We start from the raw sequence: 14,868 nt of genomic DNA on the forward strand, positions 1-14,868 counted from the left end.
AAGGATACCCTTTTGATTGCCTATAAGGACAGTACATACCAAATGACCATTGGCAGCCTGAAGCAGCTCAAACTCCGCTTAATCGAAGCCTTGAAACAACAGCAATCTCCGGAAGCATATGGGTATCTCATTGAGGAACTTCAAAGGTACTCCCACCCCATCATAACGGACAGCACCGCCTTTATAGGACAATGGCGGCTTAAGACGGAGCGGCAATCCTTGTGGTTGGAACGCCAACAGATGCCACGCGCTCCCCTGATGCTTTTTCACCTTGCCGAACTGGTGTTTGCCGATGGGCAGTGGAAGGTAAAGAAGATCACCTACAAAAAAGTTTGGGGGAAGCCTTGAACCGGGGGGTAAAGAATAGGATAAACATCCCGCCGGGATATATTAAGCTCCGAGTAGGGTAATAAAGGGGTACCCTAAAAGATATATAATGAAACACCCATGATAAAGTTTCTTTTACCACAAACAAGCATGAATATGGGTGTTCCATCCCTCAATGTTTCGGGACAGGTAGTGACTGTTGAGAAACAATAAAAATATACACATGAAATAAACAGGAAATATGGAATTACCGAAATTCAAGTACAGCCCGAACGCTTTTGACCTTGACCTTTTTGACAAAGAGGAGGGAGTTTGTGATGTATGCAATGAAAAAAGAAACCTTAAATACAACAGCTCCTTTTACAGCAGAGAAGAACCGGAATATATCTGTCCCTGGTGCATCGCAAACGGGAAAGCCGCCGAAAAGTACAGCGGGGAATTTAATGATTATTGTGGTATAGAGGGCGTATCGCCCAACCCGAACGATGCAGCACCGGCAATACCCGAGGAGCTATTGCTCGAAATCACCGGCAAAACACCAAGCTATACCTCCTGGCAACAGGAAGTCTGGCCGACCCATTGCAATGAGCCTTGTGCGTTTATCGGCTATGCCGATACGAAAACAATAGCACCGCTCATGGATGAACTGAATGAGGATATAGAAAAAAGCGGTTATGGAGCTGAATTGATTAAGAAACACTTATCAAAAGACGGTAGTTTGGTTGGTTATTTATTTCAATGTGTAAACTGCGGACAGCACCGGCTGCATGTTGATAGCGATTGAAAGAGATGAAGCGTTCTGATGCCCCGGTCACATTTATCACACCTTTAAAATGGATAAATTTATTGGAAACGGTATAGTATACATCGATATAAAAGTTTAATACTATTAAAACAGAAAAATGATATTTTTTTACGGAATCAGGAGCACACACTTACAAACGCTTTCTTCATCACATCGCGGACTGCAATGCCGACATTGTAAAACAGAAGGGAGTACTTTTGTAAATGTTTTCGGCAGGTATTTTCACTTCTTTTGGATCCCTTTATTTCCTGTTGGAAAAACAGGGGTTGCGGAGAGCAGGCATTGTCAATATGCGTGGAGAAAACGGGAATTTTCTCCACAATTGAAAACCGAGTACAAAAGGCTAAAGGAAAATGCCAAAACCCCGGTCTGGCATTTTATAGGATTAATTCTCATGGTTGTGCTGATAGTTCTGCCCTTTGTGGTCTCACTTGTGGGAAGGGCTTTTAACGCATAAATCCATAGGCAAACACATCATATAAATCTGATGATGGAAGCAAAAAAAAAGTTTATAGAAACGGGCATAAACAGCGTAAAGGAGGCATTGGATGCGATTGCAAATATGGAGGTGGCGGATATCTATGCAATATCATTTTGGTATGCTAACGAGGATGACAACCCCAGGCACCCGAAAATAATCCTGAGCTATAACACAATGTCAAATTACCGGAACAGAGTTGCGGATGCCTCAAGCGAAATGGAAGCCAAATGGAATTATGCTTTTTGGTTACAAAACGATATAGCAGAAATAGGTGGTGAAAATGATGAGCTGTTGAAATCGTGGTTTAGGGAAACACCTTATTTTTACTCGGATCTGGAAGATGAGGAAGCCGAAGAAGATGAAGCCGAAGAAGATGAAGCACTGTTCGATAAGCTATTGGAGTATGGAAATGGTTTTAACCGGGAGTTTATCGATGTAATAATTCTCTTAATCCAACGCCTGTTCCGTGAAAAAGTAATTGAAAGGAAATTCGGGAAAAGCATCCCGGTACTGCTGCACAGGCTGGAATATTTGGATAAAACCATCGGTTGGGTAAAACGGGCAAACCCTGCGCGGCTGACCAATGAATTTGTCAAAGCCTGTGAAAGCTGGAAGAAGGATGGGGTACGATAGATTTCGATGTTATGGCAAGAACCGGGGATATGTAAGTATACCTATAAAGATAGAATTATGCAAAAAATAACCATTCCGGATACGATTAAAAACACCCTGCTGGATATCAACTGGCTGAGCCAGACCGGCGCCGGCTCGTCAGACCGGGACGTGGTGACCCTTTCCACGGTGAGCGTGGCATCAAGACACCTGGAAAGCCCGGAATGGGAAGATGTAACCTTACAAGCTGCCAATGAAATCACCGCGCGCCTGTCTGTAAACAACCATCGTGATTTTCATCATTGGAATACTTATGCACAGGAAGCCCGGGAATTTGTGGAAACCCATATCCTGCCGGAGCTTCCGGATGTACATGGTTTTGATAGTAAACTGATCATCCAATGCGTCAGCTGGGACACCGTACATTTCATTATGGAGCGTATATACCGGAGAGGGCTACGGCCACCATTTTTTTATGAAAACCTTATTCAGGTCTATCAATCGGGCCACTTGCCTTGTGGCTGGGAAGGACGATGGCCCGATGGTAAACTTAAGGTGTATTAATCATAACAAACCAACAGAAAGGATATGGAAACCACATTGGCAAACCTGGAACACAGGTTGAAAGAAAACCGGGCAGACTATTTCCGGTGCCTGCAACCACCATTGACAATTAACGAAATCTGCCATTTAGAAGAAAAATACCAGGTAAAGCTTCCGGGTGACTTAAAAGCATTGTACCAATGGAAAAACGGGCAAAAGAATGACTGCTACAAGGCTTTTGTCAATAATTCGATGTTTATTCCTTTAGGAGAGGTATTGGATATAGCTGCGGAACTGACTTCGATGATCGGGTTTGATTTTGATGTGGAGAACTGGTGGAATGAACAATGGATCCCCGTTTTCCATAACGGCGGTGGAGATTATATTTGTTATGACACAGGAGGGGTCTTTACAGGGCGAAAAGGACAACTCATTGAGTTTTGGCACGCCGATAACAACCGGAATGTTATTGCCCCGTCACTGACAGTTTTTCTTTCACAGTTAAACAACTATTATCAATCTGTTCCCAACGGAAAGTTTGACGAGTACATTTCCCCGGAAACAATAGACGGTTATCCCAAAATATTTATGGTGGAATAAACACAGTGATATGAAAAATAAAGACGAACTCACCCCATATTTCTATACCGTTATAGCGGTTTCCGCACTAACTATCATCCTTATGGTCGCTACTAATGCCGCGGACCGGAGTCTTGCCTGGATATTTTTCGGCTTCCTGCTTTATATCCCTTTACTTTTTGTTAAAAACCGGGTGTTGATAGGTATAGTTATAGCCGCAGAATACCTTTTTCTGTTGTCCGTTTTTTGGCTGTTTATGATGTTGCTTAAATATGAGCCCGGGGGAGAGCTGGTTCCGTTAGCACTGTTTATCGTGCATTCGTTGATACGGTTGTTTATTTTCCTTAAAGTAGCGGGAAGCCGTTATGCCTTGCTCCTGGCCATAGCTATAGCTCTTTTAATAAGTATTCCGGTATATTGGTATGGAACTACGGATTACCTTAAATTGATGTGAGAGTTGAAAACAGTTAAAAAGATAACAAACTTGAAAACCGGTAAAAGGCATATGGAAAGTACGATTTCTTCTGTGATAGAAATTAATGCACAACCTGAAACCATTTGGGATAATATTACCAATGTCAAAATAGAACAGTTTTCCGATCCGGTTATTTTTAGACTTCTCGATATACCCAAACCACTAAAGGCAGAAATGCTGTCAGAAGGCCAGGGCGGAAGGCGAATTGCTTATTTCGACAGCGGGAAAAAGTTTGTACAGGAAATTTTGGTTTGGAGACCCTTGATTGAATATTCATTTACATTTAATCCTGAAAAAGAATTCAGGGTCTGTTACTTTTTCGAACTTTCGGAAGGCGTTTTTCAAGTTCCGGCAGGTGCTTATTATCTGATAACTAAAGAGCAAACCACAACCTTAAAACTAACTACAACTTATAGTATTGACAGGCGATTACATTTTTTATTTAATATTCCCGCAAGACTAATTTTAAAATCTTTCCAACGTTATTTGTTGACGTCAATTAAACAAAACTCAGAATAAATGGCAGCAATAAAATTTACTGAAACTATTCTAATTGGCGAAAAAGCAGAGAAAGTTTTTGATTTTACGCAGGATTATAATGAACGACTAAAATGGGACACTTTTTTAAAGAAGGCAGACTTAATTGAAGGTGCAACAACGGCTGGTAAAGGAGTTAAAGCCTATTGCGTGGCTAAAAATGGAATTGGCATGGTGACGGAATATGTTACTTTCAATCGACCAAAGGTAACCGCAATCAAAATGACAGAAGGCCCGTTTATGTTTAAATCCTTTTTAGGTTCTTGGACATTCAAGGAAATTGAAAACAATAAAACAGAAGTTGCTTTTCTATATTCATTTTTGCTTAGGTTTCCGTTCAACCTGTTTACCGGAACCATAACACGTAATTTACAGGCAAACGTTAAGCAGCGGTTAACTGACCTTAAAACAAACATCGAAAAAAGGCATCATTAAATGAAACCTACCGTTGACAAAGACAACTTTCCCGAAATGGTATCCCGTCCTCATCGTACCTGGACCTGGATGGTACGGGTAATTTTTGCACTGTTTGTGCTCTTACCCATTGCCGCCCTCTTATACGGGGCGCCGGTTTTACTTTACCGGGAAGCACGCTCCGACAGTAACGGAGGTTTGCTGCTTTCGGGCCTGTACTACGTATTGATCACCGTATTGTTAATCTGGCATTTTAAAAAGGCAAAACACAATGCCATAACACAAATAAGAGTAGACCGTTCGGGGATTCATTACGAAAAGCTGAATGACGCTACAGATTCCATTTTGTACGCACAATTGGAGAAAGCTCCTTCGCCTTACGAACACGATATTTTTACAGAGGATTCCTATTCTTATATGGGAGAGCACGGAATGATGGGGACTACTACCTATTTGAAAGTGTTTAGGAAAGGTAGTAAAACCAGGGTTCCTTTTGCAAATACGGATGTGGCCTTTGCATCTGTAACCATAAACAGGAAATCCCTCCAAAGGCATTTTATCAAGGGGCTTTCATTGTTCCGGCCCGATCTGGTAATTTCTCCTTCAGTCAGTAAAATTAAAACTTAAACAATGGAAGAAATACCGTCGGGCATTAAACACTTAATTGAAAGGATATGGGAAGAGCCTTTGCACACCCGGCTCTTATCCGAAAAGATTGATTTGGCCGGTTATAAGGGACTCGGTGATATCCCCGACCGGTATATACCGATCGAAGAGGTTTTCCCGGAAAACGAACTGAATGCTATCTGGAACAGGTTTAAACCTTACCTTCATACATATAAGGTATTCCCGTTTTTGGGCACGTTGGGAGAAGCCGTAATTGGTATAGGATATGGCCGGCAGAACAGCGGTAGATTGTATTACTTCGATTTTGATTTTGGTTGTTTTCCGTTGGATGATAATTTGGATCATTTTATAGCCGGACTGATCGAGAGTTAAAAGTTTGGTTAGCCCGTATAGAAAAAACAATGACTAAATAGAATATAGCAATGAAAACTATACCTGAGAACAAAATTGAACTTTATCTTAAGTTAGGACGAAAATTAGCCTGTTTTGTAAAAGTTTACTGGTATTTTGAAAGTAGAACATTTGATTGGATTAAGCTCGAAAAAAGTGATTTAAATTATAAAGCTACTTTAATCCGGAGTTTAGATGAAGGAGACGAAATTTTTAATGATGTAACGGAATTTGAAACATGTAATGAATTGGATAAAGACGAGAACGATTTTTTAGAAGGAGATATTGAAACCATTAAACAGTGGATGATGGAAAAGTTTGATTTAAAAATGGACGGATTTCATCAAATGAATGACTTGAAGGTAAAATATATGGAACTTGTAAAAGAAAACAAATTGGGAAGTCAACTGAACGATGGACATATATAACTATGTACAACAATGGTAACCGTTGCAACAAAGGCTAAAAGTAATCCGGATACACCCACCTTGGATTTATCAAGGCTTTAAGTGTTTAGTCCGTATGGAAAAAGAATAAAAAAATGACAGCAGCAGAATTTAAAAAAGAATGGAAACCGGATGATTTTTTCGGGTGGACTGAGTTCAGTCCTGAACAACTAAAACGGACGACTTTATCCGTATCGACAAAAGATTTCTTAAAGGGAGGCTTTCCTGAGAATGCCGCCCCGTTCCTCAGTTTCGGATTAGGGGACTTTGGTGGAAAATTCCGTACGGTTTCCGAATACTATAACGGTTATCACAGTCTCGGTACCGATGCCGGGAAGTACTGGGTTTTTGGTGTCGACGGGGCGGGAAACCCCATTTGTATGGATGCCGGGACCAATGACCGGATTGTGTTGCTGGACCACGAAGATAAGTTTCAGCTTGACAGCATCATAAATAAGAATGTGGCAGAACTGGCCCGATGCCTGGTGGCGTATAAAAAAATCAATGAACAAATACGGGCGGAATTCGGGCAAAGGGGAATTGCCGATGCTAAATACTCCCCAAAACACATAGCAGAGCTGCAAAAGGCATTTCAGGAAATCAATCCGGATATCTTTACCGAATCAGATTTCTGGAGAGATTCCATAGATGATTTGTTGCAAAACTGTTAGCATCTGACAACATTTAAAGAGAAAAGAATGCAAAAAATACGGGAATGAAGAAATATCAAATACTGACAGTAGTACTTTTTTTATCTGTTCTTGGTTGTAACTGTCAGACCAATAATGCACCCCAATTGACCGCTTTAACCACAAAAGCTGAAAAAGAAACAAAGCAAAGTTCCAAGCCTTTTGACACTATATCCAAGACCATTCACATTTTTGTGGCGCTGTGCGACAATAAATATCAAGGTATTGTTCCTGTTCCGGCCAAAATCGGCAATGGACAGGACCCTCATAATAATTTATACTGGGGTTGTGGTTTTGGAGTTCGGACCTATTTCAAGAACAGTAAGGAGTGGGCGCTTGTCAAAAAGCAAAAATCAGATTCCATAATACTTGAGAGGCTAGTTTTTAAACACCAAAACAAAAATTTTTACCTGGTGGCCGATGCCTATGACGGAAAACATATTAAGCAGTGCACGAAAGACTTTCTACAAAGCAGTTGCGGACAGCTTAAAGACACCTTGGTCATTGACGACAGGGTCATTGGAATTTCCGGGAACTCCGGACTGATTGCATATATCGGTCATGATGGGCTTATGGACTTCCGGTTGAAAGGGCCGTTCAATAACAAGGATAACAAAAAAAGGGATATCATAATTCTGGCCTGTTACAGCAAAAGCTATTTTTCTCCTCATTTAAAAAATGCAAATGTAAATCCGCTTGTATGGACTACGGGGCTAATGGCCCCGGAAGCTTATACCATACACGATGCCATAACGGGTTACACAAAAGCCGAAACCAACGAAAGCATAAGGAGAAGAGCAGCATTAGCCTATTCCAAATATCAGAAATGCAGTGAACGAGCAGCAAGAAACTTGTTAGTAACAGGATGGTAATAAAAAGAAACACCACAAACACCATCAGTATATCCCTTAATGAGGATGTCACTCCTAAACATTAAATATGGATTGTCAACCATTATATATAACCCCTTATGAGTCGTCATCAGCGTCTATACAACACACTGCGTATATGCCAGCTATTCTGGCTGCCGCTGTGTTTTATACAATACAATACCCTATCCGCGCAGGAGCCTGATTATGCCATACCTCCGGAAAACGAATATACGTCACTGTCCGGTTTTTATGAAGGACGGGCTGCATTCAGTGCCCGTGGAATAATACTTAACGGGTATATTGATGCCGAACAAAACCGGGTGATCGCCCCTGAATTTGATAAAGCCAATGCTTTCCGTGAGGGCCTGGCGGCAGTAGCCGTATGGGATTCCGCAAACGGGTACAAGTACGGGTATATTGACAAACAAGGGAATACGACGATCCCCCTGATGTATTCGGAAGCCCGCGATTTTTCAAACGGAATGGCTGCGGTATCAGAGGGGAAAGATAAATCTGGAAGATATAAATGGATGTACATAGACAAAAACGGCCAGGTTCTTTTTCATTCCCCTTATACCGGGGATGACCCCGGGAGCTTAAACAGTGGCCGCCTGTTGGTCTGGGAAAACGGTCTTGCCGGGTATGTGGATCGATCCGGGAACCGGAAGATTCCTCCACAATACGAACGGGCCTTCGATTTCTCTGACGGGGTGGCCATTGTAAAGGCCAAAGTAAAGAAAAAACGCAAATACAAAAGCGATTTGGTTAGGAAGCTGGCTGAAAAGCTTGAATATGATGCTTATGAATACAATGTTATTGACACGCTTGGTCATATGCTGTTTAAAACAGACGTTTCCAACTTGAACAATTTCAACGATGGTGTAGCAGTATATATGGAGGATGGGAAATGGGGGCTTATGAACAAAAAGGGCAAGGTGATTTTAAAGGCACGTTATCACCAGCAACCTTATGATTTTAAGAATGGCCTGTCCCTCGTTCAGGTTAACGGGGAAGAACAGGATAACAAGGACGGCAGCATACACGTATTAAACACTTCGGGCGAGGTCGTCTCTGTCATTCCGCTCTGCAATGATTACGGCTGTATATATGACAGCAGGTATGGCTTTTATGAGGGGTTATTGGCTGTAAGGATCGTTTCAGGCAAAGAATCGGGATGGGGCTATATCGATATTTACGGGAATTTGCAGGTCTCCCCGCAATTTAGTGAGGCCTTTGACTTTGCCGGCGGATTGGCGTTGGTAAAAACCCTGAAGGGAAAATTGGCGGTCATTAAAAAACCCTTGTTGAAATAGCCCGGCAAACCGGTTTCCTCCCGGATGGTCCCTGAAGGTAATTAGTTGAAAAAATGTTGATCCCTATTGAAGAGAGATAAAAGGCACTGATGGTTGGCAATCTTTGTACGTTATACTTAATATAACGTGAATAATGGATAAGAGATAAAGTAATATTAACATAAAAAAGGAGTAAAACAATTATATTAGTAATTGAATATCATATAGTTATGATTTGAATTTCACTCCCGTGAACGAAGATAAAATTACGAAAATTTTTGTGCAAATTGACGATTTCACCCAACTTTTTGAAGCGGAAATCAAACAATTACGCTTAGAAAGTGCCACCGGGAAGTCAAGAAACCGAAAAAGCAGGCTTTCCGACAGTGAGATGATGACCATTCTGATTTGCTTTCACTTAAGTCGCATTAATGACTTTAAATCCTTTTATATGATGTATCTGTCCAAACATTACAACCATCTTTTCCCGGATTTGGTCTCTTACGAACGCTTTGTGCAAAGTTCCAAACGGATCATGGTACCTTTGATGGTCTTTCTCAAAACCAATGCTTTGGGGACTTGCAGGGGGATCTCTTTTATTGATTCAACAACGGTCAAGGTCTGTCATGTCAAACGGGAAAAGCAACACCAGGTCCTGAAAGGGCTGGCCGCAAAAGGTAAATCCACTATGGGCTCGTTTTTTGTCCCGAAAGCTTTCGGGATCAAACTGCATTTGATTATCAATGACCAGGAGGAAATCCTAAGTTTTTACCTGACTTCAAACCCTCCGATCCCGATTTCAATCGGGATCACCTCCCTTGATCTCAAGGCGCTGTGCTGAGCCTGGTCGAAGTAGAGGAGTTTTTAAAAATACTTAAAATGAGCAGTTTGAGTGCTTTTAGTCCATAAGGCTTGAACATTATTCATGTGCTTTTAAGATTAGAGTTGGGAGTTCCTCCTTCAGTTAGAGAATTAGCAGAAGTTTTAGGGGGAACCTTAAATCGTGGTGAATACCTAGAGTTATGGAAATGTGGAGTAAATGATATAGAACACTTTATTGTCACTGACGAGCAAATATTATTAGATATCCTTTCGAAGAATAAAATCAAAGAAACAAGACTTAAGGTTGAACAGAATATGCAGATGCAATAGGAAGCAATAACATTGCCGGAGATCCCAGCATACAAAGGTTAGTAAAAAACATTAAATTTACGGGTAAACATAATTCACCCGTTAGAGATTTGAAACAACAAGATATATTGCAATTCTGGAGAGATGTCGAGATATTCAATCTTCCTGATTTCAACAAAGATTCCCTATTACTTGAAGTTAACGCTGATTTGCCCTGGTTTAAAGAAAACAGGCCGGGAAGGAAAAATTATAAATGGCGTTACACGCTCATTTTTGGGAAAATTGACAAAAAAGTGATTGTTGAACATCTTAACAATTTGCTGAAAATAGAGGCAGTTAATGACTGGGAAGAGCCTGTTACCGGGTTTAGTTGCCTGTCTGCCCTGATTTTAGACGAAAAGGGTTGCCCGCAGTATGATAGTTATATAACGGCCAGCTATACTTTTGGGATTAGGGCTTTGGAGCAAAATAAAAAGCTTTCAACTGTTCCTGAAGCACTGGAAAGGTCAAAAGAAGATTTTTACGACAGGTACGGTTTTATAGCCACTGACAATACGGAGGAATTACCACAAGGGGAAGTTGTTGTTCGGGAACATCTCAAAAGGGAAATTGATTACCTGGAAAATATCACCGGGTGGTGGAAACAAGACATCAAAATTTATATCCTGGAAGAACTAGTTCCTAAAGACAGTGAGCCCAATACCGGTTTTTTAAACAGTTTCTTTCTGGATGACCTAAATTATCTTTCCTCTATAAAACAAAACCAGTTAGGCATTGCCCTTCAATCTTATTTAACTCTTAACCCTTCTATAGAAAAAAGGAAAGATTTAATTAAAAACAAAGAACTGTTATTCCAGACCATTGACCCCGGTTTGATGACCGCCGGAAGGTGGCCGTCTAAAATAGAATACGGGCTTTATTCAGCACAGGCAGGAGCGGTCAATACAATCTTTTCCAATCTTAAAGGGAATGAAGGTTTACAGGGAGTTAATGGTCCTCCCGGCACAGGAAAAACCACATTGTTACTGGATATCATAGCTGGGATTATAGTTGAAAGGGCGAAAGTTATTTCAGATTTGGGATGCAATGCGCTGTTTGAAAGCGGGTATCGTAAAATCGAAAAAGAATCGGGATATGACCGATATACATACAATCTTAAAGAAGCGCTCCAGGGTGATTTTGGTATAGTTGTAGCCAGTAACAATAATGCTGCTGTAGAAAATATCAGCAAGGAACTTCCTCTTAAAAGTAAAATCGATACAAGCACATTTCCTGATGCCGATTATTTCTCTGATTGTTCCCAATCAATAATTGATGACGAAAGCTGGGGAGCGTTAGCCGTTGCTTTAGGTAACGCTAAAAACAGAAACGCTTTTAGAGAAGCTTTCTGGCAATCCAAAAAAGATACTGAAGAAATTAGGTTTAATGATTTATTATATAATATCTACCGGGATCCTGAGAATGACCAGACATTCCTGCATCGTAAATCCTTTAATACTCAATCCAAAAAACTCAAAAGCCTGCTGAAAGAATTTGATGCGTTCAAAAAGACGGCTTCTTCTTTTCATAAACAACTACCGGAGTATATCAGCAACATAGAAAAAAAAGAACAACGTATAGCAGAAATTACCCGGGTTGAAGCCAGATTGTCCGACCTTTCCACTGAGGAGAAAAGTCTTTTGGAAAAAGAGAACACAACCAGACAAGATGCTGACAGATTGCAATCATTGTTGAATTTGCAAATGCAGCGTAAGCCCTCGTTTTTCTTTTTTCAAAAATTATTTTCCACCTCTAATTTTAAAAAATGGAATTCGGAAGCCGAAGAGCTGATCAATAAACTAAAATCGATTAATTCCATATTAGAGCGTATACGAAAGGAACTGGCCATGAATAATGACAGCGCCAAAGTACTTCATTCCGAACAGGAAAAGAACAAAAGTGATTTATCCGAACTTGATATGTTCGTCTCGGAATACAAAAAATTGCAGGAAATATTATGTAAGGAATATGGGATAGAAACAAGAAATCTGTTCAACATTGAATTCCTGCAAAAGAAATTGGAGGAAATACACCTTCTCAACCCTTATCATTCTCCTAAAATAGCAAAATTAAGAAGCGATATTTTTATAACAGCTACCCGGCTACACCACGATGCCATTCTGGCGAATGCAAAAAGTATCCGAAATAACTTAACGGCATTTTTCGAGATGATTTCCGGTTGGGTAACCGTAGATTCTAAAATGTCTCAAAACCTGTGGGATACATTCTTTTTATGTGTGCCTGTAGCATCTACTACACTGGCATCTGCCAGTAGATTGTTTCCCAAGATAAATAAAGGACAAATAGGCTGGCTGCTTATTGATGAGGCCGGGCAAGCCACTCCCCAATCGGTAGCGGGCCTAATTCATCGCTCAAAACGATGTGTAATTGTTGGTGACCCGTTGCAAGTAGAACCGGTTGTAACCATACCCAAGAAACTGGTTACGAAGTTGAGAAATGAACACCGTGTTGAAGTAGGATGGTCTCCTCACAAAGTTTCTGTTCAGCAGTTGGCCGATAAAGCGTCTTATCTAGGAACCTATATGGACATAGGAAACTCAGAAGAAAGAATATGGGCAGGCTTTCCCCTCCGTGCACATAGAAGGTGTGATGACCCTATGTTTACGATCACCAATGAAATTGCGTACAGTAACCAGATGGTGAATGCAGTCCCTGAAAATTCAACTACAGAATTTATTGGCGTGTCAAAATGGTTTCATGTTGAATGTTCGTCCACACCCTATAAAAAACATGTGATTCCTGAAGAGGTTGATGTTCTGAAAAATAAGATAAGTGACTTGCTTCAAACGGGGTACGTGGGGAAAATTTATGTTATTTCACCTTTTAAATCCGTCGCCGATTTCTGTTTGAATGAATTTAAGTCACAGAAAAATATCTCATGCGGGACAATACATAAGTTTCAGGGAAAAGAAGCGGATATTGTTTTTCTGGTATTGGGAAGTAATCCTAAATCCCCGGGAGCCAGGAACTGGGCTTCTCAAAAGCCTAATATGTTAAACGTAGCGCTCACAAGAGCAAAAAAACGATTTTATGTAATAGGAAATAAAAAGCTTTGGGGTCCCTGTAAATATTTCAATACAATGGCTGGTATTTTGGATTATTAACTTTTCACTCTTATGTAAGGCCTTGTCCATATAAACCATAGACGGTACATAAAGATCCATTGAAAGCCTCTACAGGATAAGTGGCGCCGTAAAATTGATATGACTGCTCTTTTTTTATTTTAATTAAATTAAACATAACCTTCTCTTGAATAGGAATTTTTCTGTTTTGATAGCCTGTCTATAATATTATTCTGTACTGGCTCATAATAAAAGCCCCCCTGCCAGCCCCCGCAGGATACACCCGTTGGCGAGCAGATAAAGTACCTGTTCCTGCAAAAGGGTAATGATAGCGACAAAGTAGTCCGGGAAATGCTGTAAGCCATATCACTGCCCCTAAAAACAGAGGAGGTTAAACAGTTATTATGCTTCAAACCCTCCTCCTATGTTTTTATTACGGTATAGTACCGATGCAAAACAACATCATATATTTCTTCCAAATTCCGTTAGATTAAGACTCATAAAGCTGGAATATAAATAAGGATAAAAGAATAGGATGTCCCCTACCTTTTTTATTGATATTCTGTTTTAAATTTATTATTGTTAAAATATTGTGAAAAAAATACTATGTTTTTTCGTATTTGATCTGCTTTATGTGTCATGTTATCGTATTTCTGTTAAATTTTTAGTGATCGAGAAATGTGATATGACAAGGAATATATAACTGTAAGAATAAATTAACATTCTTAAATTTTCGGGATATACAATACTAACCAATTCTAATTCTACGCATAGCCCCGGAATCAGTTAGCTTGACTTTTCAAAATTGACCATTAACTCCTGTTATAAGTCCCCGACACCGTGGACAACTATCTTGTCATAATAAAAACAGGTGATTTTTATTAAACATAATATCAGTAACCCAAATGTAATACTTATGCACCACCCCAAATGTATTCCCGGATATCCATTCCATTGATTTGGAAAGACATCAGGTTAGGTTTGCGCTTCCATTTGAAAAGACCACTTGGTCAAGTAGAAAATGTGATTCCCTTCTCAGAATGGAGGTAGGGGGGGTGGTAGTTCCATAAAAAAAGGAAACTCAAATTTCGTGTTGAACTATAATTATTTAATTCTGACTTATGAAGAGACTATACGCTTTAGCTTTTTTTCTGGTAGTTGTTTATTACGGGCATGCCCAGGTGGGTATCGGAACGCCCTTACCAGACAGTTCGGCCCAGCTGGATGTTGTGGCAGAAGATAAGGGGATATTGATCCCGCGGGTTGCCCTTACGGGAGCCCGGGACCAGACTACGATTGCCAATGGCAATGTGGAGAGTTTGCTGGTATTTAATACGGCCAGTACGGCAGATGTTAAACCTGGCTACTATTATTGGTATGCAGAAAGCTGGCATCGGGTAGTATCTGCAGAAGATGCGAATGGCGGAGACCTGCCGGATAATGTGATTATCTATAATCCGGCAGACAACGAGCTTACCTATATCGACGAGAACGGGGATACCCAGGTCATTGACCTCTCCGAACTG

Annotated in this window: 16 protein-coding genes and 2 pseudogenes; all 18 read left to right on the forward strand. The window is 40.5% G+C overall.

The annotated features are described in order from the left end of the window. Positions 1-348 (forward strand): hypothetical protein (locus ED312_RS23915; protein WP_170164569.1); only part of this gene is annotated, 348 nt, incomplete at its 5' end. A gap of 220 nt (positions 349-568) precedes the next feature. Continuing rightward, the gene (locus ED312_RS20040) at positions 569-1,111 is read left to right on the forward strand and encodes a CbrC family protein (protein ID WP_123217809.1); all 543 of its coding nucleotides are present in this window, start codon (positions 569-571) and stop codon (positions 1,109-1,111) included. A gap of 508 nt (positions 1,112-1,619) precedes the next feature. Then, positions 1,620-2,246: a DUF4303 domain-containing protein gene (locus ED312_RS20045; protein ID WP_123217810.1), complete on the forward strand. Its 627-nt coding sequence runs from the start codon at positions 1,620-1,622 to the stop codon at positions 2,244-2,246. Between the two features lie 57 nt (positions 2,247-2,303). Further along, on the forward strand, positions 2,304-2,789 hold the full coding sequence (locus tag ED312_RS20050; RefSeq protein ID WP_148044338.1) for a hypothetical protein: 486 nt from the start codon (positions 2,304-2,306) through the stop codon (positions 2,787-2,789). 24 nt (positions 2,790-2,813) lie between these two features. Further along, complete coding sequence (locus ED312_RS20055; protein ID WP_123217812.1) at positions 2,814-3,368, forward strand: SMI1/KNR4 family protein; 555 nt, start codon at positions 2,814-2,816, stop codon at positions 3,366-3,368. Positions 3,369-3,378: 10 nt separating this feature from the next. Then, a complete protein-coding gene (locus ED312_RS20060; RefSeq protein ID WP_123217813.1) occupies positions 3,379-3,801 on the forward strand; it encodes a hypothetical protein in 423 nt (140 codons plus the stop codon). Positions 3,802-3,804: 3 nt separating this feature from the next. Beyond that, on the forward strand, positions 3,805-4,341 hold the full coding sequence (locus tag ED312_RS20065) for a hypothetical protein (RefSeq protein WP_148044339.1): 537 nt from the start codon (positions 3,805-3,807) through the stop codon (positions 4,339-4,341). Beyond that, positions 4,342-4,794, forward strand: coding sequence for a type II toxin-antitoxin system RatA family toxin (locus ED312_RS20070; RefSeq protein ID WP_123217815.1), 453 nt, complete (start codon positions 4,342-4,344; stop codon positions 4,792-4,794). Then, positions 4,795-5,400, forward strand: a complete 606-nt coding sequence (locus tag ED312_RS20075) for a hypothetical protein (protein WP_123217816.1) — start codon at positions 4,795-4,797, stop codon at positions 5,398-5,400. Positions 5,401-5,403: 3 nt separating this feature from the next. Next, positions 5,404-5,772, forward strand: coding sequence for an SMI1/KNR4 family protein (locus tag ED312_RS20080; protein ID WP_123217817.1), 369 nt, complete (start codon positions 5,404-5,406; stop codon positions 5,770-5,772). 50 nt (positions 5,773-5,822) lie between these two features. After that, positions 5,823-6,218 carry a hypothetical protein gene (locus tag ED312_RS20085; RefSeq protein WP_123217818.1) on the forward strand — a complete coding sequence of 132 codons (396 nt, stop codon included), beginning with the start codon at positions 5,823-5,825 and terminating at the stop codon, positions 6,216-6,218. Positions 6,219-6,331: 113 nt separating this feature from the next. Continuing rightward, positions 6,332-6,907, forward strand: coding sequence for an SMI1/KNR4 family protein (locus tag ED312_RS20090; RefSeq protein WP_123217819.1), 576 nt, complete (start codon positions 6,332-6,334; stop codon positions 6,905-6,907). Between the two features lie 44 nt (positions 6,908-6,951). Next, positions 6,952-7,797 (forward strand): hypothetical protein, encoded by an 846-nt coding sequence (locus ED312_RS20095; protein WP_240643156.1) that lies wholly within the window; start codon positions 6,952-6,954, stop codon positions 7,795-7,797. Positions 7,798-7,895: 98 nt separating this feature from the next. Beyond that, on the forward strand, positions 7,896-9,110 hold the full coding sequence (locus ED312_RS20100; RefSeq protein ID WP_123217820.1) for a WG repeat-containing protein: 1,215 nt from the start codon (positions 7,896-7,898) through the stop codon (positions 9,108-9,110). A 229-nt stretch (positions 9,111-9,339) separates the two neighbouring features. After that, positions 9,340-9,867: pseudogene (locus tag ED312_RS24550) on the forward strand (transposase); the annotation flags it as partial. A gap of 149 nt (positions 9,868-10,016) precedes the next feature. Next, positions 10,017-10,241, forward strand: a complete 225-nt coding sequence (locus ED312_RS20110) for a hypothetical protein (RefSeq protein ID WP_148044341.1) — start codon at positions 10,017-10,019, stop codon at positions 10,239-10,241. An 89-nt stretch (positions 10,242-10,330) separates the two neighbouring features. Next, positions 10,331-13,384 (forward strand): DEAD/DEAH box helicase, encoded by a 3,054-nt coding sequence (locus tag ED312_RS20115; RefSeq protein ID WP_123217823.1) that lies wholly within the window; start codon positions 10,331-10,333, stop codon positions 13,382-13,384. Between the two features lie 1,079 nt (positions 13,385-14,463). Continuing rightward, a pseudogene (locus tag ED312_RS20120) lies at positions 14,464-14,868 on the forward strand (hypothetical protein); the annotation flags it as partial.

Source organism: Sinomicrobium pectinilyticum (assembly GCF_003725735.1).
Taxonomy (GTDB): domain Bacteria; phylum Bacteroidota; class Bacteroidia; order Flavobacteriales; family Flavobacteriaceae; genus Sinomicrobium; species Sinomicrobium pectinilyticum.

Excerpts from the sequence above, each read along its gene's own strand:
- ED312_RS20075 (WP_123217816.1), top strand. The coding sequence starts at position 4,795 with ATGAAACCTACCGTTGACAAAGACAACTTTCCCGAAATGGTATCCCGT.
- ED312_RS20085 (WP_123217818.1), top strand. The coding sequence starts at position 5,823 with ATGAAAACTATACCTGAGAACAAAATTGAACTTTATCTTAAGTTAGGA.
- ED312_RS20055 (WP_123217812.1), top strand. The coding sequence starts at position 2,814 with ATGGAAACCACATTGGCAAACCTGGAACACAGGTTGAAAGAAAACCGG.
- ED312_RS20095 (WP_240643156.1), top strand. The coding sequence starts at position 6,952 with ATGAAGAAATATCAAATACTGACAGTAGTACTTTTTTTATCTGTTCTT.
- ED312_RS20080 (WP_123217817.1), top strand. The coding sequence starts at position 5,404 with ATGGAAGAAATACCGTCGGGCATTAAACACTTAATTGAAAGGATATGG.
- ED312_RS20090 (WP_123217819.1), top strand. The coding sequence starts at position 6,332 with ATGACAGCAGCAGAATTTAAAAAAGAATGGAAACCGGATGATTTTTTC.
- ED312_RS20100 (WP_123217820.1), top strand. The coding sequence starts at position 7,896 with ATGAGTCGTCATCAGCGTCTATACAACACACTGCGTATATGCCAGCTA.
- ED312_RS20050 (WP_148044338.1), top strand. The coding sequence starts at position 2,304 with ATGCAAAAAATAACCATTCCGGATACGATTAAAAACACCCTGCTGGAT.
- ED312_RS20040 (WP_123217809.1), top strand. The coding sequence starts at position 569 with ATGGAATTACCGAAATTCAAGTACAGCCCGAACGCTTTTGACCTTGAC.
- ED312_RS20060 (WP_123217813.1), top strand. The coding sequence starts at position 3,379 with ATGAAAAATAAAGACGAACTCACCCCATATTTCTATACCGTTATAGCG.
- ED312_RS20070 (WP_123217815.1), top strand. The coding sequence starts at position 4,342 with ATGGCAGCAATAAAATTTACTGAAACTATTCTAATTGGCGAAAAAGCA.
- ED312_RS20045 (WP_123217810.1), top strand. The coding sequence starts at position 1,620 with ATGATGGAAGCAAAAAAAAAGTTTATAGAAACGGGCATAAACAGCGTA.